The sequence below is a fragment of the Actinoallomurus oryzae genome, assembly GCF_039541955.1.
Classification (GTDB): domain Bacteria; phylum Actinomycetota; class Actinomycetes; order Streptosporangiales; family Streptosporangiaceae; genus Actinoallomurus; species Actinoallomurus oryzae.
In genome coordinates this window covers 143,529-160,226 of record NZ_BAABHF010000048.1, presented here as the reverse complement: position 1 = coordinate 160,226, position 16,698 = coordinate 143,529, and the positions used below count along the sequence as shown (strand labels likewise).

Annotated in this window: 24 protein-coding genes and 1 tRNA gene; 15 read left to right on the top strand and 10 right to left on the bottom strand. The window is 69.4% G+C overall.

Annotated features, from left to right (window positions below; all coding sequences use genetic code 11):
• Positions 1 to 110 precede the first annotated feature (110 nt).
• Complete coding sequence (locus tag ABEA10_RS40255) at positions 111 to 1,295, bottom strand: RNA-guided endonuclease InsQ/TnpB family protein (protein ID WP_345473183.1); 1,185 nt, start codon at positions 1,293 to 1,295, stop codon at positions 111 to 113.
• On the bottom strand, positions 1,288 to 1,698 hold the full coding sequence (tnpA, locus tag ABEA10_RS40250) for an IS200/IS605 family transposase (protein WP_425551026.1): 411 nt from the start codon (positions 1,696 to 1,698) through the stop codon (positions 1,288 to 1,290). The genes ABEA10_RS40255 and tnpA overlap by 8 nt, the downstream gene beginning before the upstream one ends.
• Before the next feature lie 142 nt (positions 1,699 to 1,840).
• Between tnpA and ABEA10_RS40245 the strand changes: the two genes are divergently transcribed.
• The 4 genes from ABEA10_RS40245 to ABEA10_RS40230 all read left to right on the top strand — a co-directional run bounded on the left by ABEA10_RS40245 (position 1,841) and on the right by ABEA10_RS40230 (position 3,681).
• Entirely contained in the window at positions 1,841 to 2,680 is an 840-nt protein-coding gene (locus ABEA10_RS40245; protein ID WP_345473178.1) for a helix-turn-helix domain-containing protein, read from the top strand.
• 13 nt (positions 2,681 to 2,693) lie between these two features.
• The gene (locus ABEA10_RS40240; protein WP_345473176.1) at positions 2,694 to 2,804 is read left to right on the top strand and encodes a DUF397 domain-containing protein; all 111 of its coding nucleotides are present in this window, start codon (positions 2,694 to 2,696) and stop codon (positions 2,802 to 2,804) included.
• A gap of 181 nt (positions 2,805 to 2,985) precedes the next feature.
• Complete coding sequence (locus tag ABEA10_RS40235) at positions 2,986 to 3,180, top strand: hypothetical protein (protein WP_345473174.1); 195 nt, start codon at positions 2,986 to 2,988, stop codon at positions 3,178 to 3,180.
• Between the two features lie 156 nt (positions 3,181 to 3,336).
• Entirely contained in the window at positions 3,337 to 3,681 is a 345-nt protein-coding gene (locus ABEA10_RS40230; RefSeq protein ID WP_345473173.1) for a type II toxin-antitoxin system VapB family antitoxin, read from the top strand.
• Here the strand turns inward: ABEA10_RS40230 and ABEA10_RS40225 are convergent.
• A complete protein-coding gene (locus tag ABEA10_RS40225; protein ID WP_345473172.1) occupies positions 3,656 to 4,750 on the bottom strand; it encodes an alpha/beta hydrolase in 1,095 nt (364 codons plus the stop codon). The two genes, ABEA10_RS40230 and ABEA10_RS40225, sit on opposite strands and share 26 nt — an antisense overlap.
• A gap of 317 nt (positions 4,751 to 5,067) precedes the next feature.
• On the opposite strand from ABEA10_RS40225, the gene ABEA10_RS40220 reads away from it, so the two are divergent.
• Positions 5,068 to 5,511 carry a hypothetical protein gene (locus ABEA10_RS40220; RefSeq protein ID WP_345473170.1) on the top strand — a complete coding sequence of 148 codons (444 nt, stop codon included), beginning with the start codon at positions 5,068 to 5,070 and terminating at the stop codon, positions 5,509 to 5,511.
• 226 nt (positions 5,512 to 5,737) lie between these two features.
• Here ABEA10_RS40220 and ABEA10_RS40215 read toward each other — a convergent pair.
• From ABEA10_RS40215 to ABEA10_RS40195, 5 genes are all read right to left on the bottom strand, one after another.
• Positions 5,738 to 5,824: transfer RNA gene (locus ABEA10_RS40215), tRNA-Ser, on the bottom strand.
• A gap of 32 nt (positions 5,825 to 5,856) precedes the next feature.
• The gene (gene tadA / locus ABEA10_RS40210; protein WP_329248503.1) at positions 5,857 to 6,312 is read right to left on the bottom strand and encodes a tRNA adenosine(34) deaminase TadA; all 456 of its coding nucleotides are present in this window, start codon (positions 6,310 to 6,312) and stop codon (positions 5,857 to 5,859) included.
• Between the two features lie 6 nt (positions 6,313 to 6,318).
• Complete coding sequence (locus ABEA10_RS40205; RefSeq protein ID WP_329248504.1) at positions 6,319 to 6,771, bottom strand: tRNA adenosine deaminase-associated protein; 453 nt, start codon at positions 6,769 to 6,771, stop codon at positions 6,319 to 6,321.
• 27 nt (positions 6,772 to 6,798) lie between these two features.
• The gene (locus ABEA10_RS40200) at positions 6,799 to 7,275 is read right to left on the bottom strand and encodes a tRNA adenosine deaminase-associated protein (RefSeq protein ID WP_345473167.1); all 477 of its coding nucleotides are present in this window, start codon (positions 7,273 to 7,275) and stop codon (positions 6,799 to 6,801) included.
• A gap of 95 nt (positions 7,276 to 7,370) precedes the next feature.
• On the bottom strand, positions 7,371 to 7,541 hold the full coding sequence (locus ABEA10_RS40195; RefSeq protein ID WP_345473166.1) for a hypothetical protein: 171 nt from the start codon (positions 7,539 to 7,541) through the stop codon (positions 7,371 to 7,373).
• A gap of 59 nt (positions 7,542 to 7,600) precedes the next feature.
• Here ABEA10_RS40195 and upp point away from each other — a divergent pair, with 59 nt between their 5' ends.
• From upp to ABEA10_RS40170, 5 genes are all read left to right on the top strand, one after another.
• Entirely contained in the window at positions 7,601 to 8,239 is a 639-nt protein-coding gene (upp, locus tag ABEA10_RS40190) for a uracil phosphoribosyltransferase (RefSeq protein WP_329248512.1), read from the top strand.
• Between the two features lie 315 nt (positions 8,240 to 8,554).
• Positions 8,555 to 8,767, top strand: a complete 213-nt coding sequence (locus ABEA10_RS40185; protein WP_345473163.1) for a hypothetical protein — start codon at positions 8,555 to 8,557, stop codon at positions 8,765 to 8,767.
• Between the two features lie 131 nt (positions 8,768 to 8,898).
• Complete coding sequence (locus ABEA10_RS40180) at positions 8,899 to 9,048, top strand: hypothetical protein (protein ID WP_329248517.1); 150 nt, start codon at positions 8,899 to 8,901, stop codon at positions 9,046 to 9,048.
• A complete protein-coding gene (locus tag ABEA10_RS40175) occupies positions 9,045 to 9,572 on the top strand; it encodes a PH domain-containing protein (protein ID WP_329248520.1) in 528 nt (175 codons plus the stop codon). Before ABEA10_RS40180 ends, ABEA10_RS40175 begins: the two co-directional genes overlap by 4 nt.
• Positions 9,573 to 9,707: 135 nt before the next feature.
• On the top strand, positions 9,708 to 11,033 hold the full coding sequence (locus tag ABEA10_RS40170) for a helix-turn-helix domain-containing protein (protein ID WP_345473161.1): 1,326 nt from the start codon (positions 9,708 to 9,710) through the stop codon (positions 11,031 to 11,033).
• A 159-nt stretch (positions 11,034 to 11,192) separates the two neighbouring features.
• On the opposite strand, the gene ABEA10_RS40165 is transcribed toward ABEA10_RS40170, so the two are convergent.
• Together ABEA10_RS40165 and ABEA10_RS40160 are read right to left on the bottom strand one after the other, a co-directional pair.
• Positions 11,193 to 12,026, bottom strand: coding sequence for an EamA family transporter (locus tag ABEA10_RS40165; protein WP_345473159.1), 834 nt, complete (start codon positions 12,024 to 12,026; stop codon positions 11,193 to 11,195).
• A complete protein-coding gene (locus ABEA10_RS40160; protein ID WP_329248528.1) occupies positions 12,023 to 12,667 on the bottom strand; it encodes a B3/B4 domain-containing protein in 645 nt (214 codons plus the stop codon). The genes ABEA10_RS40165 and ABEA10_RS40160 overlap by 4 nt, the downstream gene beginning before the upstream one ends.
• Before the next feature lie 72 nt (positions 12,668 to 12,739).
• Here ABEA10_RS40160 and ABEA10_RS40155 point away from each other — a divergent pair, with 72 nt between their 5' ends.
• The 5 genes from ABEA10_RS40155 (at position 12,740) to ABEA10_RS40135 (ending at position 16,598) form a co-directional block, all read left to right on the top strand.
• Positions 12,740 to 13,294 (top strand): helix-turn-helix domain-containing protein, encoded by a 555-nt coding sequence (locus ABEA10_RS40155; RefSeq protein ID WP_345473156.1) that lies wholly within the window; start codon positions 12,740 to 12,742, stop codon positions 13,292 to 13,294.
• Between the two features lie 100 nt (positions 13,295 to 13,394).
• Complete coding sequence (locus ABEA10_RS40150) at positions 13,395 to 14,531, top strand: serine hydrolase domain-containing protein (protein WP_345473155.1); 1,137 nt, start codon at positions 13,395 to 13,397, stop codon at positions 14,529 to 14,531.
• 77 nt (positions 14,532 to 14,608) lie between these two features.
• The gene (locus ABEA10_RS40145) at positions 14,609 to 15,001 is read left to right on the top strand and encodes a GntR family transcriptional regulator (protein WP_345473153.1); all 393 of its coding nucleotides are present in this window, start codon (positions 14,609 to 14,611) and stop codon (positions 14,999 to 15,001) included.
• Entirely contained in the window at positions 14,998 to 15,897 is a 900-nt protein-coding gene (locus ABEA10_RS40140) for an ATP-binding cassette domain-containing protein (protein ID WP_345473151.1), read from the top strand. Before ABEA10_RS40145 ends, ABEA10_RS40140 begins: the two co-directional genes overlap by 4 nt.
• A complete protein-coding gene (locus tag ABEA10_RS40135; RefSeq protein ID WP_345473149.1) occupies positions 15,897 to 16,598 on the top strand; it encodes a hypothetical protein in 702 nt (233 codons plus the stop codon). The genes ABEA10_RS40140 and ABEA10_RS40135 overlap by 1 nt, the downstream gene beginning before the upstream one ends.
• The last annotated feature ends 100 nt before the right edge of the window (positions 16,599 to 16,698 follow it).

Sequence of the window (16,698 nt, the reverse complement as noted above, 5' to 3'; positions counted from 1 at the left end):
GATTAATAGATTACTATCGGTGACGAAGGTCTTACCTCCGGCCTGGCGCTTTTTTCCTGGAAGGACCCCCGCCCGTGACTCCTCCGCTCCTTGAAGGGAGCGGCTTCTCGCTAGGCCGCTTGCGCAGCGTCGCGAAGGGCAAGCCCTGCCCTGAGAATGTTCTTGGCCGCGTTCACGTCGGCGTGGGCGGTGTGCCCGCACCCCGTACAGGCGAACCTGGCTTGGCTGACGCGGTTCTCCTTCGCTACGTGCCCGCAGCGTGCGCACGTGCGGGAGGTGTCGCGGGGCTCGACTGCGATCAGCTCTCGACCGGCGCTTTCAGCCTTGTGCGCGAGGACTCGCAGGAACACCCCCCAACCCGCGTCCAAGATGCTTCGGTTGAGGCCGGACTTGGCGGCGACACCCCGGCCGGGCTGCACGCTCGTGCCAGCGGCCGAGCGGGTCATGTTGGTGATCCGCAGGTCCTCGACCGCGATCACGTCATATGTGCGGACCAGCGTGAGCGCAGCCTTGTGCGCGCCGTCCAGACGCTGGCGGCGCACCTTGGCGTGCAGTGCGGCGACGCGGGCGACCGCCTTATGGCGGCGGTTGGAACCGCGTTTCTTGCGGGCCAGAGCCTGCTGCGCCGCCGCGAGACGACCGGCGGACGCTTGCAGGTGCCTGGGGTTGACCACGTGCTCTGCGTCGCTTGTAGTGACGAGCGAGGCCACACCCATGTCCAGACCGGCGACAGCACCGGTCGTGGGCAGCGGTTGGGCGGGTATGTCCTCGCAAGACAGTACGACGTACCAGCGGGAGCCTTCCCGCTTGATGCTGATCGTTTTCACTCGGCCCTTGACCGGGCGGTGCTGGTGGACACGGACGTGCCCGATGCCCTGAAGGCGGACGAACGTCGCGGAGGGGTGCCCGGGTTGGGAGTCCCACCGGCAACCGTCGCCATCCTTGGGCCACTCGACGGCATTGAACCGGCCTCGCCCCTTGAACCGGGGGAATCCCGGCTTCTGCCCGGCCTTGAGACGGCGGAAGAACGCCGCGAACCCCTTGTCCAATCGGCGCAGGGTGGCTTGCTGGGAGGAGAACGACCACCGGCCCTGCCCCGTCGGGTCGTCGGCGCGGATGCCCTTCAGCTCTCCGGATTGGTCACCGTACCGCACGGTGACGCCTGCTCTGCGATAGGCGGTACGCCGGTGCTCCAACGCCGCGTTGTACAGCTGCCGGTGATCCTCGAGACAGGCGGCGAACGCGATCTGCTGATGCCGGGTCGGGCGCAGCAGGAACTTATACGACCTACGCACGGCCGCTCCCCTTGTGCATGCGCTCGTACTGGGTCTCGATGTACCACTGCACCGTTTCAGCCGAGACAGCGCCGACGGTGGCCACGAAGTAGGACCGCGACCACAGCGTGGGCAGTCGGGTGCGCAGGTGCGAGAACTCAGCGCGCAGGTGGTGGGAGGTGAACGCTTTGAATTGGTTGGCCACGTACGACGGCGAACTCTTCGGGCACGCCTTGACGGACAGCCGCACGTGGTCGGGCATCACCTCAAGCGCCATGATCTCCCAGCCATGCTCGTCGGCTTTGGCGCGGATCAGCTCCTCAAGGCGGACCTTCACCCTCCCAGCCAGGACCGGACGGCGGTACTTCGAGCACCACACGACGTGGTACTCGAGCTCATACGCCGCACCGGGGGAGTTTCGCACCTGGCGAGTCACATGCTCATTATAACAACGCCGTTCATCTAATTATGAAACAAAAGGAACCCGCGATGAGACCAGCGAAAAAACCAGTCAGGGACGGCGTTCCACCGTCGTCTGAAGACGACGGTCCCCGACTGAGGCTTTGATGGATGACGTACGACACAGCCCGACCGTCCGGCGACGGCGCCTCGCCCGGGAGCTTCGCCGCCTCCGTGAAGCCGCCGGGCTCACCGCCGACGAGGCGACCAGGCGGCTCGAGTGGGCCACCGGGAAGGTCAACAAGCTCGAACGCGCCCAAGCCGTACGCCCGCGCGTGACCGACATCCGGGCGATGCTCGACGTGTACGGCGTGACCGAGGACACCCAGCGCGAGGCGCTGCTCGACCTGACCCGCGAGGCACGCCGGCGCGGCTGGTGGACGGCGTACGGGCCGCTGACGGACACCTACACCGAGTTCGAGAGCGAGGCCCGGATGATCAGCACGTTCGAGCTGTCGGTCATCCCGGGCCTGCTTCAGACGCCGGCGTACGCACGGGCGCTGCAACGCGGGTGGCTGGTGCGCGACGAGGAGATCGACCGGCTGGTCGAGCTGCGGATGCGGCGGCAGAAGCTACTGACGTACGACGACCCGCCGCGCCTGTGGGCGATCATCGACGAGAGCGCCGTCAAACGGTCGTTCGGGTCGGAGGAGACCAAGCGCGAGCAGCTCCAGCGGCTGATCGACACCGCCCGGCTCGATCATGTCGACATCCAGATCCTGCCGACGGCCGCGGGCTTTCACCCGGGCCTGTCGGGGTCGTTCGTAATCTTGGACTATGACCAGGATCCCAGCCTCGTCTACCGCGAGATCTCCCCGAGCAGCGTCTATCTGGAGGGGCCTGACCAGGTAGCGGAACGCCGCCGAGTCTTCGAGCACCTGAGCGCCCTGGCGCTCGGACCGGAGGAGTCGATCGCCCGTCTGCGGCGGTTGGCCGAACGATCCTGAAGAGGTAGCGCCCGTGCCCGACCACCCCAGCCCCGAGTGGCGTACGAGCACCCACAGCCAGGGAGGTGACGGCAACTGCGTCGAGGTCGCCATGGTCCCCGGCCGTGAACTCGCCCCGTCCTGACCCGGGCGTGACAAGGCTCCCAGGCGGCCCCTGGGGGCCTTCTCTCGCACGAGGACCGCCGCTCCCCGGGCCGGCCGCGCGGCTCTGTGTCCATTCTGTTGCCCGTCGGGTGTTTGATCACTTTTCTGGTGGAGATCTCTGGTGCATCTCGGGGGAGACGTTCGACCCTGTGGAGGAAAAGATGCTCGCCATAGTCGCCGCCATCTGCTTCGCCGTCGCCCTGCTGTGCGACTGGCTCGGCACCGGCTCGGACTTCTTCAACTACCAGACCCTCGACACCCTGGGGTTCCTCCTGATCGCGCTCCACCTCGCCGGATTCGGCGCCGCCTACGACTGGCGGGGCCGCGGCCGCGCATGGCGATCAAGACGACGCTGACAACGACGGAAAAGATCATCAACGCGGGCCGGTGTCCATACGGGCGCCGGCCCCTGTGATTCGTATGCCACACAACGGCTTATCGGCGAAAAGTGATGCAGACCTGGACCCCAACAAGTGGCGTGATCACCGGCATCGCCGCCTAAACTGCTTGGCGTGATCTTCAAGGCCGTGGGAGAGGGACGCCCTTACCCGGAGCACAACCTCAGTTCCCGTGACTGGGCGAATGTTCCGCCTCGTCAGGTGCGCCTCGACCAATTGATCACCACGAAAGCCGGGCTCGATCTCAACTCGCTGCTCGCCGAGGACTCCACGTTCTACGGCGACCTGTTCCCCCATGTCGTGCAGTGGCGTGGCCAGCTCTACCTCGAAGACGGCCTCCACCGGGCGCTGCGCGCCGCCCTGCAGCAGCGCGTGATCCTGCATGCCCGGGTCCTCGACCTGGACGTGGTCGACGTCTCACCTCCACCGGCGCCTAGATCTGGCCCGTCACCCACGTGAACATCTTCGGGAACGCCGCACGCCACGCGACGTAGTTGTGCTGGCCGCCCTTGATCACCAGGAACGGCGCCTGCGGCTGGTACTGCTTCACCAGGTCCACGAACGCCCGCGCCTGCACCATGTCGCTCTGCGCCGCGTTGCCCGACATCACCCAGAACCGCGGTAGCGGCGTCGGCGGCACCGCACGGGCCAGGATCTTCAGCGGCGAGTTGGCGGCACGCAGCGACCGGTCCCCGGCGAACGGATCCACCACGCGCGGCAGCCGGTTGGTGCGCAAGGGCTCGAAGTAGCCGCTGAGCGCCGCCGCCGCACCGTACCGGTCGGGGTGGCGCAACGCGAGGTTGGCCGCGCAGAACCCTCCCTCGGAGAACCCCGCGATGCCCCACGCCGGCCCGGGACGCTGCACCCGCAGCCGCCCGGCGACGTCGTCGGGAACGTCCGTCGCGAGGTAGGTCTCGTCCTGCTCCCCGTGGACGGTGTTCAGGCACTGGGTGGACCGGTCGAGGCCGCCGTCGGCGTCTGGAATGACCAGGACGACCGGCCTCGCCTTGTGCTGGGAGATCAGCTTGCGGAGCATGCCCGAGATCTTCAGCCGGCCCTCGTAGTCTCCCGGCGTGCCCGGCGACCCGTGGATCAGCTCGACGACCGGAAACCGTGCGGTGGCGTACGGCTTCTGGAAGTACTGCGGCGGGAGGTAGACCACACCTTGACGGCTGATCCGGCTCTGCGGCCCGGGCAACGTGGTCTCCATCGCGAACCCGTTCTTGCGCGCCTGCCGCTCGCGTACCGCTTGGCGCAGTACCTGGTCCAGCCGAGCCCCCAGGTCGGGCACCCGCGCGACGGTGGCCGGCGCCTGGTCGGTGAGGTCGCGCCAGGCGTCGTCCCAGTTGTCGTAGTAACCGTAGAAGTCATTGACGAGCGCGATGCCGAACACCATCGCGGGCGGAAACGCGAGCGCACCGGCGACCACCTTGAGCGCCACGTGCCGCACCCGGACGAGCCAGAACAGCGCAGCCGCGAACAACACCAGAAGCACAGCGAAGACGGCGAAGCCCTGCGGACCAAACATCGATCCTCCTCCGGCCGACAATCCGGACCACACCCGGACGAAAGGCCAGGTCTCCTGGCCCGCGCACCGTACCGCTCTGGTCAGGATGACGCCCGTAACAGCCGATGAGATCCCACTCAAGCCCACTCCGACCGTCAAACTTTCTTTACCGAGAGTGACGCCCCAGCCCCGTTTAAGTCAGAGAGACCCCACACCCCGAGCCAGAGGAAAGGGACCTTGTCCCCACGCGGTCGGCTCGTCGATCATGAGCTATGCCATGGAAGCCAGCCCCTGCCGACGCCAAGGTCATGGCCCACCGCGCCACACTCGCCGCGGCCGTGAGGGAGGAACTGGCCGCCGCCGGACTACCCCTGGTGCCCCAGGACGGCCACCCGTCACTCAGCACCGGCGCACATGTGTACGTCGACCCCCTGGACGACGAGAGCGGCGGCGGCGTCTTCGTCGAGTGGAAGGTGCACTACGTACTGAGCTCCGCCGCCTTGGACGCCCTGAGCGAGGGCGGCCAGGCCAACGACCCTTCCATCAGGTTCGCAGGCAGAGCCAAGGGCGCGATGCAGACCGCGATGGCCGAAATCCTGTCGGCAGCCGGCTACACGGTAGCGAAGGACAACGACGAGGCCCCCTACCAACTCATGGTGAAAGACCAAACCCCCAACCCGTCATGGCGCGCCTGGCTGCACACCCAAACCACCCGCCGCGAAGAGACCCTGAGCAAAACCTTCCACACCCAAACACCCACCGACGAAGCCGACACCCCTTGACCACAAACCCGAGACCGGCCCATGGCCATGAAAGCGGACTGAGCCCCCAGTGGCGGGCGGGGAGCGCCCCGCCGATGCCGCCCCGAAGGGGCGGCGAGCAGAACCCCCGTACGTCCGACCGCAACCACCAATCGCGGGGGCTCCGGGGGGCTCGGCCCCCCGGGAAAAAGGAGCGGGCCCACCAGCGAAGCCGCCCCAAGGCGGCGAGCAGGTAGGCCCGAGACCGCGGTGGAGGTGGGATTTGAACCCACGGATGAGTTGCCCCATCACACGCTTTCGAGGCGTGCGCCCTCGGCCACTAGGCGACTCCACCAAGACGGGAGCCTACCGGAAGCGAGGACCTCCTCAGTCCCGTCGCCGGGCGAAGAATTCGGTCAGGAGGGCTCCGCACTCCTCCGCGAGGACTCCGCCGACGACTTCGGGCCGGTGGTTGAGGCGCCGGTCGCGTACGACGTCCCAGAGTGAGCCGACGGCGCCGGCCTTGGGGTCGATGGCGCCGTACACGATGCGGTCGACGCGGGCGAGTACGGCGGCGCCGGCGCACATCGTGCAGGGTTCGAGGGTGACCACCAGGGTGCAGCCGGTGAGCCGCCACTCACCGAGGCGCGCCGCGGCCCGGCGGAGCGCGATGATCTCGGCGTGGGCGGTGGGGTCGCCGGTGCGCTCGCGTTCGTTGCGGCCGGCGCCGGCGAGCCGGCCGGAGGCGTCGAGGACGACGGCGCCGATGGGCACGTCGCCGGCCGCCATGCGGGCCTCGCGTAGGGCGAGGCGCATCGCGTCGCGCATGTCCGGCTCGCGCATCGGCGGCTACCTGAGGCGGTCGTATTCCTCGGCGAATCCGGCCCGCTCGGCGATGGCCGACAGCGCGTCGCCGGGGAGCGTGCGTTCGCCCAGCTCGGTCAGTGCGGCGGGTTCGGTACCGAGGTCGGAGAGGAGTCCGGCGTCGCCGACGGGGTCGTCGGTGGGCACCTCGTCGACGTCGCCGATCTGCTCATGGAGCATGCGCGCGAGGTCGCTGCCGAGGGCCGCCCGGGGGTCGGAGAGGAAGACGCGGGGGTCCTCGCCGTCGTCCAGGCGTACGACGGCGAACCATTCGTCCTCTTCCTCGATGAGGAGGAGGACCGTGTCGCCCGCCGTCTCGACGGCGGTCTCCCGCATGATGTCGGTGATGTCGTCGACACCGGCGACCTCGGCGAGGTCGGTCTCGGTCCCGATCCAGCCGGCGTCGCTGCGTGCGAAGGCCACGGAGAAGTACGGCACGCCTTCATTGTCTCCAAAAGACGGCGGTTATTCGATCGCGCGCTCGAAAGCGGCTCCGAATCCGAGGCGAGCGGCGATGCTGGAGAGCATCTCGTCAGGGTAGAGATCGAGATCGCCGGAGAGCGCCCCGAGCTCCATCTCGTCCAGCCCGAGGTCCGCGAAGATCGACATGTCTCCGGCCGGGAGCACCTGGTCGAGGTCCTCGTCGTCGGGAATGTCGAGCTCGAGGTACTCCACGACCTGCCCGGCCAGCGGCCAGTCGACGGAGGCCGTGACGTCGGACAGGAAGATCATCACGTCGTCCGCCAGGACCCGCAGGGCGACGAAGAAGTCGTCGCCGACCGCGGCCAGCCCGATCGTGCCCGCCATGCTGGGCTGCTGCCGGAGGGCATGGATCAGCCCTTCCAGGTCTTCGGTCAACGCGATGGGAAGCTGTTCTACTTCCCAGGCGTCGTCTTCTCGGGAGACCACGACAGCGAAATCCGCCGTGTCCAGTTCCGTCATCTTCACCCCACCGCCGCGCGTCCTGCTCGGGCATCTTGGCAGATGTGGGGCTGTCGTACTCACGGCACGGGGAAACAAGGGGGACGGCGACGCCTCTAGTTGGCGCGGAACGTCCGCATCCGCATCGCGGCGCGAGTGCGTTCCTGGCGCCATCGCCGAGGGCTGACGCGCTTGCGGAGTTCGCGCGCCTCAGCCAGTTCTCGCAGGAACACCGCCCGGCGGCGGAGTCGATCTCTTACCTCCTCCTGACTCATGCGATCGTCCATGGGAGGTACGTTCCCCGTGCTCAGATATCCATTCGGCTCCTCGGCTACCGTGATCCGACATGAGAACCCTGGTGGCCGATCACCCCCTTGTCGCCCACAAACTCACCACCCTTCGCGACGAGACGACAGACTCCCCGACCTTCCGCCGCCTGGCCGACGAGCTCGTGACGCTCCTCGCGTACGAGGCGACACGTGACGTACGCGTCGCGGATGTGACAGTGACCACACCGGTCGGACCGGCCGAGGGGGTGCGCCTGACCCGCCCCCAGCCACTCGTGGTCCCGATCCTGCGCGCGGGCCTCGGCATGCTGGACGGCATGACCCGCCTGCTGCCGACGGCCGAGGTGGGTTTCCTGGGCATGGTCCGCGACGAGGGCACGCTGAAGGCCACGACGTACGCGACGCGCCTGCCGGACGATCTGTCGGGCCGCCAGTGCTACGTGCTGGACCCGATGCTGGCGACCGGCGGCACGCTGGCGGCGGCCGTCCACCTGCTCCTGGACCGCGGCGCGGACGACGTCACCGCGATCTGCCTCCTGGCGGCGCCGGAGGGCATCGCGCACATGGAGGAGTCCTTGAAGGACCGTACGGTGCCGGTGCGCATCGTGACGGCCGCGATCGACTCCCACCTGAACGAGTCCGGCTTCATCGTGCCCGGCCTCGGCGACGCGGGCGACCGCCTGTACGGCGTCGTCTGAGCACCGGGGAGGACGCGCGAATCCGGCGCTCCGACGCGCGTCCGCCCGGCCGGGTTGCCACTCCCGCGCACATGGCCGATCAAGGCCACTCCCAGGCACTTTCCCGTACGCCCCGCACACTCTCAGCCGCCCCCGAACCGGTCGTTGGAGCGGTCCTCTCCGCGGCCGGTTCAGGCCAATTCCGCGGCGCTCCGCGGCCGGCTTGAGGGGGACGCGTTCAAGATCCGTACGCGCAGGGTAATAGCCTGCTACGGATTGTGACCGGTGTGCCCGGCGGCTTTGTCGCGGCCGCGGCGGGCTGATGCGGAGAGTGTCATGGCGTGGACGTTTGAGACGGTCGCCGAAAATCTCGCCGAAGAGTTCGGCGAGGTGCATCCGGCCGAGATGGTCATCCGGTGTGTCGAGGCGGCGCGCCACAGCGCCGAGGAAGTGATCGGCGAAGCCTCCCCTGAGCTGGTCGAACGCATCGCGCGCAAGCACCTGGAGGTGCTCGCGCTGGCGGCCGCGGAGGGACACGGCGGCGGCTGACCCTCCCGACCGCCCTTGACAGCGCGGATTCGGCCCGCAGATACGGTCACGAACCTCTTTGCAGCCCTGCTCCACGGCTGGTGTACTACTTGAGTTGGGTCAGTGCGTCAGGGCTTCGGGAGGCAAGTTCCTTGAAGAAGTACCTCACTTGGGCACTGGGGATCTTCGTGGTCTTCTACCTGCTCAATTCCCCGGGCGGGGCCGCGCGCATCGTTCACAGCGCGGCCGGCAGTCTCGCGTCGGCCGGTAACTCCCTCTCGCGCTTCGTCGACGCACTATGAGGCTCGTCACCCCCGGCGACTCCGCGCCGGCATCGATTCATCGGTACCTGCTGCCCCACGAGCAGCAGGTGATCACCGTCCGACGGCATCCGGCCGTTCTGATGACCCCCATCGCCTTCGTCCTGGGCGGGCTGGTGGTCGCGGGCGTGCTGAGCAACGTGGTCGTCGACAGCAACGGCTCGCTGGTCAACTGGATCTGGTGGGCGTGGCTCGTGCTGCTGGCCTGGTTCGTGTGGAAGGTCGCGACGTGGTCCGTCGACTACTTCGTGATCACCAACCAGCGCATGCTTCTGACCACCGGCCTGCTCACGCGTAAGGTCGCCATGATGCCGTTGGCCAAAGTGACCGACATGAGCTTTCAGCGGTCCATGAGCGGCCGCATGCTCGGCTATGGAGAGTTCGTCCTCGAGTCCGCCGGTCAGGACCAAGCCTTCCGCGTTGTTAGCTACCTGCCGTATCCTGAACAGCTGTACCTAGAGGTCTGCAGCATGATCTTTCCAACAAGCGATTCTTCGGACGACTGATCTCTACTGGGTAACTTGACCCGGACTCCTACACCTTGTCCAAGTTGTTTGGGTTACCCTCCTTGTGTGAGGTAGTGCTACTCACAATCAGGTCGTAACCCAATCCGCGTGTAGCCCTTCGGTAAGTGAGACGTGATGCCGGGTCAAGGAAGCGTTGGTGAGCGAGTCCGTAACCTGCGGCTGAGTAAGCACCTCTCTCAGGCGCAGCTTGCCGGGACCGAGTTGTCCGACAGCTACATCTCATTGATCGAGTCCGGGAAGCGCACCCCGACTCCCGCCGTCGTACGGCTCCTGGCCAGCCGGCTGGGCTGCCTGCCGGAGTATCTCTCCGAGGGCATCGAGCCCGAAGAACGCCTGCACCTGCAGGTCCGCGCGCGCCATGCCGAGCTGGCACTCCTCGGGGGCGACGCCGACCAGTCACTGATGTGGTTCAACGAGATCCTCGAGGCGGTCGACAACGACCCGGAGCTGATGAAGCGCGCCCGCTGGGGCCGCGCACGCGCTCTGGAGACCATGGGCCGCGGCGAAGAAGCGATCAAGGCGCTAGAGGAGCTGCGCGAGGAGGCCACGCGCGACCGTGGCCGCGCCGGCTGGCTGCCGGTGACCATCGTGCTGGCCCGTTGCTACCGCGCCGCCGGCGACCTCGGCCGCACGCTCGCGCTCGGCGAGTCCGCGCTGAACCGCCTGGCCGACCTCCGCCTGCTCGGCGGCGAGGACGCCGCCGAGATCGGCCGCACGCTCATCGCGACCTACCTCGACCGCGGTGAGCCCGCGCCGGCGCACGAGCTGGCCGAGCGGCTCCTGGACGCCGGTGAGCCCGACCCGTCCGTGATGATCAACGCCTACGTCGAGGCGAGCCGGCAGGCCCTGGAGGAGGGCGAGGGCGGCGAGTCGCTGTACCTCGCCGAGCAGGCGCTCGCGCTGTACGCCGGCGGCGACCAGGCCAAGGCCCAGGCCCGCCTGCGCGTCACCGCCGCCCGTACGCTCCTGCCCTCGGGCGCCTCGCCGATGGACGCCGGAAAGGCGCTCGACCTCCTCACCAAGGCCGAGCCGATCCTCAGCGGCATGGACGCGGCCGAGTGCCGGATCGAGATGGCCCGCTCGAAGGTGCTGCTCGGCGAGCCGGCCGCCGCCGTCGACATCGCCGAGGGCGTGCTGACCGACCTCACCGCCCAGCCGCGGTCGTCGGTCACGACGATCCGCGCCCGGCTGATGCTCGCGCAGGCGCTCATCGCCGACGGAAACCGCGAGAAGGCGCTCACCGCCCTGCGCGCGGCCCGCGACGAGCTGGCCGGCCTGGAGGCCTCGCGGGCCACCGCGCGGGTCTGGCGGGAGCTGGGCGACCTGTTCGGCACGGCCGAGGACTCCGCCGCGATGATGGACGCCTACCGCAAGGCGCTGGAGTCGGCCGGCCTGCGTTCGAGCCCGCAGCACTCCGACATCGTCGTCAACCTCCGCTAGGGCGTGTCTCAAAGTCCCCGTCCGTAGCGAGCGGTGTCCAGGCGTCGCGTCGCAAGGCGGAGGAGGGAGTCAGCCTGGGTTTGGCTGTCGACCGACGACAACGCGGCGAGGCGGCGCCTGGGCGCCGCGCAGTAGGACAGCGGGGCTTTGAGAAACGCCCTAGCCGGAGGTGACGAGCCCCACGCCGGCCACCGCGACGACGAGGCCGACGCGCTGGATCGGCCGGAGCCGTTCGCCGTACACCAGCCGGGCCAGCAGCACGGTGCTCGCCGGGTAGAGCGAGCTGAGCACGCCCGCGATGCTGAGCATTCCGGCGCGCGACGCCAGGACGTACAGCGCGTTGCCGAGCACGTCCAGCGTCCCGGCCAGCAGTGCGATGCCGGCGGTGACGCGGTCGCGCGACGGCGGACGGCTGCCCGTCGCCAGCGCGGCGATGACGACCATCACCACGCCGACCGCCTTGGAGACGACGAGAGGCCACAGCGTGCCGTCGTCGCCCTGCTGGATGAGCACGAAGAACGTGCCGAACCCCGTGCCGGCGAGCAGGGCCAGCAGCGGGCCGCGCAGCCCGGCGCGGGCCTGCTGCCGGTTCGGCTCGATGCTGACGAAGCAGATGGCCACCAGGCACAGCACGATCCCGGCGACGGCCATGGGCGACAGGCGGTCGCCCTGCGCCACGCCGACGACGGCGGGCACGACGGCGGCCATCAGTCCCGAGACCGGGGCGACCACGCTCATCGGCCCCTGCGCCAGGGCGCGGTAGAAGACCAGCAGGGCCCCGCCGCCCGCCACCCCGGAGGCGACGCCCCACACGAGGGGGCCGCCGCTGGACCCGTCGCCGAACGCCAGGGCCACGGCCAGGAGCAGGACCAGCCCGGCGGGCAGGCTGAGGACCAGAACTCCGGTCGATCCGCCGCGCCGCGACGCCGCCCCGCCGCAGAAGTCGCCGGCGCCGAAGACGATCGCGGAGCCCAGGGCGAGTGCGATGATCATGGCTCGATCAGCCGGGTGGTGATGGTGACCTCCGGCGTGATCGCCCGCAGCAGCCCGGCCAGCTCGTCGCCCGCCTCGACCAGCCGGTCGAGGGAGTACGGCTCGAGCCGCTCCAGGATGAACAGGGCGTTCTTGGTCTGCTCGGTGATGTGCGTGCGCGTGCACTGGCGCCAGTTCCAGCGGCGGCAGGTGACGCCCGCGTCGTCGCGCCAGATCACCTCGCCCGGCTCGGGGTGCTCGATGACCGGTTCGCCGTCCTTGACCGTGGCGAACTCCTCATCGCCCACCGCCCGGGTCAGGCGCGCCGGGCCGACGTACGTGTCGAGGTCCTCGCCGCCGATCGGCAGACCGTGGCGCACGCTGATCGCGTTGTAGGCGTCGACGACCCCGTTGATGGCGGGGAGCTCCGGGCGGCGCAGCAGGGCGTCCACGGACGGGCGGGCGCGCTTGGGGTTCACGCCGAACCCGCGGTACGCCTCGCGCCAGGCCTCCACGTGGGGTGCGGCGGCCTCGGCGAGGCCGTCGGTGCTCTCGCTTCCGGCGGACGGGCCGTTGACCAGGCCTTCCGCGCTCATCAGGAGGACGGCGAAGTCGGGGCGCAGGGCGCGTACCGCGTCATCGACGATGATTCGTTCGAGCATGGCGCCTCTCCTGGAGGGTCGGTCGGAATATAGTACCGAGGAGTTCACTATAACGACCATCGAGGGTGACCCATGACAGACACGGTCGGCGACGCGGTGGCCCGCACCGTCCGCGCCCTGCGCGCCGCGCACGGCTGGAGCCTCGACCAGCTCGCGGCGCGCGCCGGGCTCAGCAAGGGCGTGCTCGTCGCGCTGGAGCAGGCGCGCGGCAACCCCAACCTCAGCACGCTGATCCGGGTCGCCGACACCCTCGGCGTGCCGCTGACCCGGCTCGTCCAGGTCGAGGAGGAGCCGCCGATCCAGCTGTTCCCCACGAGCCGCCACGTGGTGCTGTGGAACGGCCCGTCGGGCGGCACCGGCACGCTGCTGGCCGGCAGCGACCCACGCCCGTCGCTCGAGCTGTGGCGATGGGAGCTGCGGCCCGGCGAGCGCCGCGACAGCGAGCCCCACAGCTCGGGCACCCGGGAGATCATCAGCGTCGAGTCGGGCGTGTTGTCCCTGGTCGTGGGCGAGAGCCGTACGGAGGTGGCGGCGGGCGACGCAGCCCTGTTCCACGGCGATCGCGCCCACGCGTACGCGAACGAGACCGACGAGAACGTCCGCTTCATCCTTACGGTGATGGACTGAGTCCTGCGGTATGACTCCCGCGATGGCCCCGGCGGGTGACGCGGGCCACGACGCGCGATTCCTAGCGTGACCTCCCAGTCGATCTCTACTGGAGGATCACGTGTTCACTCACGCACGAGCGCTGGGCGCCGCACTCACCCTGGCCATGGGCGTCGCGTCGTCCGCGGCTCTGGCCGGTCCGCGAGCCGCCGCCGAGCCCGCCGGCCACACCGCGGTCCAGAAGGTGTTGCACCGGCTGACCACCGACGACGGGGCGCCCGGGGCCCTCGCCGAAGTGCGGGACCGGCGCGGTGTCACCGTGCTGACCAGCGGCGTCGCCGACCTGCGCACGAACGCTCCGGTGCGAGCCAACAGCAACTTTCGCATCGGCAGCATGACCAAGCCGTACGTCGCGACGGTCGTGCTGCAGCTCGTGGGCGAACACCGCGTCGCGCTCGACGTGCCGGTGGAGCGCTACCTGCCCGGCGTGGTGCGGGGCCACGGCAACGACGGCCGGCGCATCACCGTACGGGAGCTGCTCCAGCACACGAGCGGGCTGCCCGACTACCTGACGTACCTCACGCCGCAGGACATCCTGGCCGACCGGTACGCCCACCACGAGCCCGCCGAGTTGCTCCGGATCGCGCTGGCGCATCCGCCGCTGTTCAGGCCGGGCAGGAAGTGGAGTTACAGCAACACCAACTACCTGCTGGCCTCGATGCTGATCGAGAAGGTGACCGGCCATCCGTACGGCGCGGAGATCGAGCGGCGAATCCTGAGACCGCTCGGGCTGCGGTCCACGTCCGTGCCCGGTGACGAGACCGGGATCCCCGGGCCGCACCCGCGCGGCTACGTACGGCCCGGCGCCGGTGCCGACCCGATCGACGCGACGGAGTTCAACCCGTCGGTCGCCGCCGGGTCCGGGAACATGATCTCCAGCGCGTCCGACGTGTCGCGGTTCTTCGACGCGCTCCTGCACGGGCGGCTGCTGCGCCCGGCCGAGCTGGCCGAGATGACGCGGACGCGGGCGACCGGAAGCTCGGACGGCCGCGCGTACGGGCTGGGCCTGGAGCGGCATCCGCTGCCGTGCGGCGGCGTGTACTGGGGACACGACGGCGACATCTTCGGCTTCGCGACGATGAGCGGCACCACGACGGACGGCCGGCAGGCCACGGTCATGGTCAACCTCGACCCGGGCGGCTCCGACGCCCAGGACGCCGACGTGAAGGCCGCCGTGACGACCGCCCTGTGCTCCTGACGTACCGGCTCACCGTTGCTTGCCGAGCCGACTGGTTCATTAGTATAGTGGTAAACCAGTAAAGCAACGGAGGCATGATGTCACTCCTGGATGACGGCGGGCCGATCTTCGCCCAGATCGCCGCCGAGCTGGCGAACCAGATCGCCGACGGCACCGTGGGCGAGGGAGAACGAGTCGCGTCCACCAACGAGCTCGCGGCGTTCTACCGGGTCAACCCGGCCACGGCGGCGCGCAGCCTCACCGTGCTCTCCGAAGAGGGCCTGGTGGAGAAGCGGCGGGGCGTCGGCATGTTCGTCGCGAAGGGCGCGCGCGACCGGCTGGTGCGCGCCCGGCGGCGCCGCTTCGCCGACCGCTACGTACGGCCGATGGTGGTCGAGGCGGGCCGGCTCGGAATCGGGCTGGAGGAACTGCTCAGGCTCGTACGCGAGGAGCTGGACTCGGCCGAGGTCACGGCGGGAGGACGGGCATGACGCCGGCGATCTCGGTATCCGGGGTCGGGCGCCGCTACCGCGACCACCGGGCGCTGAGCGACGTCACCTTCGAGCTCGGCACGCCGTGCATCGCCGGGCTGCTCGGCCGCAACGGCGCCGGGAAGACCACGCTGCTGCGCATCCTGGCCGGCCAGGAGTTCGCCACCTCCGGGCGCGTGCACGTGTTCGGCGCCGGCCCGCTGGAGAACGACGCGGTACTGCGCCGGATGATTCTCGTACGGGAGGACCAGACCTACCCCGACCTGCGGGTTCGGCACGCGGTCGCAGCGGCGTCGCTGCTGTACCCGAACTGGGACGCCGACCTGGCCGGCACGCTGCTGGACGCGTACGAGCTGCCGTCGACCCGGCCGATCAAGAAGCTGTCGCGCGGCATGCGGACCGCGCTCGGCATCGTCATCGGGCTGGCCTCCCGCGCCGAGCTCACCCTGTTCGACGAGCCGTACTCGGGCCTGGACGCGGTCGCCCGCACGCTCTTCTACGACCAGCTGCTGGCCGACTACACCGCCCACCCACGCTGCATCGTGCTCTCCACCCACCTCATCGACGAGGCCGCCGAGCTTCTCGACCGTGTCCTGGTCCTCGACCACGGCCGGCTGGTCCTCGACGCGCTCACCGACGACCTGCGCGGCTCCGCCACGGTCGTCACCGGCCCGGCCGACGACGTGGAGCGCTTCGCCGCCGGCCGCACGACGCTGAACCGGCGCACGATGGGCACGCAGACCAAGGCGGTGATGGTCGGCCGGCTCGACGAACGCGACCGCGAACTCGCCGACCACCTGCGCCTGCGCCTGGAGGGGCTCACCCTCCAGCAACTCGCGATCTACGCGGCCGAGCACCACGACCAGTCCGGACTCACGGCAGCGAGGGCATCCTGATGCGCCACACCCCGATCGTCACCGTCGGCCGCTACCTGCTCCTCGACCGCGTCACCTACCTCGTACTGCCCTGGGTGTGGGCGGCCTTCGGCTTCCTCCTCGACGTGGTGATCCTGCAGCTCACCCCGGCCGGCAACAGCGACCATCACCGCTGGGTCGGCGGCCTGGCCGCGCTCTTCATCGTCGTGTTCGTCGTGGGCTCGCAGTCCGTCGCCCGCGCACTGCCGTTCGCCCTCACCCTGGGGGTCAGCCGACGCACCTACTTCGCCGGCGTCAGCTCACTGGCCCTCGCCCTGGCCGCCGGCTTCGGGCTCGTGGTCGCGGTCGGCCAGATCCTCGAACGCGCGACCGGCGGATGGGGCATGAACATGGGCTACTTCCGCGTCCCCTACTTCCTCGACGGTCCCTGGTACCTGTCGTGGCTCACCGCGACGACCACGTTCGTCCTGTTGTTCGTCTACGGGATGTGGTACGGCCTGATGTATCGCCGCGGCGGCCTGTCCGGCACCATGATCTTCGGCGGGGCACAGCTCGGCGTGCTGGCCCTCGCCGCGATCATCGCGACGGGCGTGCACGGCTGGACGGCCATCGGCCGTTTCTTCACCACCATCACCGCGACCGGCGTCACCGGCCTCCTCGCCGCCGCGGTCGTCGTCATGCTCGCCGGCGGCTTCGCCACCATCCGCCGCCTGGCCGTGTGAGCCCACGTCCGCGCCGCCGGGGACCGTTGCCGGGCGACGCGGGGTGAGCCCCGATCGGCCGAATCGAGATACCGTGGTATGTCGAAATGAATGAGAGGGG

Coding starts and splice junctions, on each gene's coding strand:
- ABEA10_RS40135 (WP_345473149.1), top strand. CDS start 15,897: ATGCGCCACACCCCGATCGTCACCGTCGGCCGCTACCTGCTCCTCGAC.
- ABEA10_RS40195 (WP_345473166.1), bottom strand. CDS start 7,541: ATGGACGATCGCATGAGTCAGGAGGAGGTAAGAGATCGACTCCGCCGC.
- ABEA10_RS40235 (WP_345473174.1), top strand. CDS start 2,986: ATGCTCGCCATAGTCGCCGCCATCTGCTTCGCCGTCGCCCTGCTGTGC.
- ABEA10_RS40145 (WP_345473153.1), top strand. CDS start 14,609: ATGTCACTCCTGGATGACGGCGGGCCGATCTTCGCCCAGATCGCCGCC.
- ABEA10_RS40175 (WP_329248520.1), top strand. CDS start 9,045: ATGAGGCTCGTCACCCCCGGCGACTCCGCGCCGGCATCGATTCATCGG.
- ABEA10_RS40140 (WP_345473151.1), top strand. CDS start 14,998: ATGACGCCGGCGATCTCGGTATCCGGGGTCGGGCGCCGCTACCGCGAC.
- tadA (WP_329248503.1), bottom strand. CDS start 6,312: ATGCGCGAGCCGGACATGCGCGACGCGATGCGCCTCGCCCTACGCGAG.
- upp (WP_329248512.1), top strand. CDS start 7,601: ATGAGAACCCTGGTGGCCGATCACCCCCTTGTCGCCCACAAACTCACC.
- ABEA10_RS40155 (WP_345473156.1), top strand. CDS start 12,740: ATGACAGACACGGTCGGCGACGCGGTGGCCCGCACCGTCCGCGCCCTG.
- ABEA10_RS40225 (WP_345473172.1), bottom strand. CDS start 4,750: ATGTTTGGTCCGCAGGGCTTCGCCGTCTTCGCTGTGCTTCTGGTGTTG.
- ABEA10_RS40185 (WP_345473163.1), top strand. CDS start 8,555: ATGGCGTGGACGTTTGAGACGGTCGCCGAAAATCTCGCCGAAGAGTTC.
- ABEA10_RS40160 (WP_329248528.1), bottom strand. CDS start 12,667: ATGCTCGAACGAATCATCGTCGATGACGCGGTACGCGCCCTGCGCCCC.
- ABEA10_RS40245 (WP_345473178.1), top strand. CDS start 1,841: ATGGATGACGTACGACACAGCCCGACCGTCCGGCGACGGCGCCTCGCC.
- ABEA10_RS40165 (WP_345473159.1), bottom strand. CDS start 12,026: ATGATCATCGCACTCGCCCTGGGCTCCGCGATCGTCTTCGGCGCCGGC.
- ABEA10_RS40170 (WP_345473161.1), top strand. CDS start 9,708: ATGCCGGGTCAAGGAAGCGTTGGTGAGCGAGTCCGTAACCTGCGGCTG.
- ABEA10_RS40200 (WP_345473167.1), bottom strand. CDS start 7,275: ATGACGGAACTGGACACGGCGGATTTCGCTGTCGTGGTCTCCCGAGAA.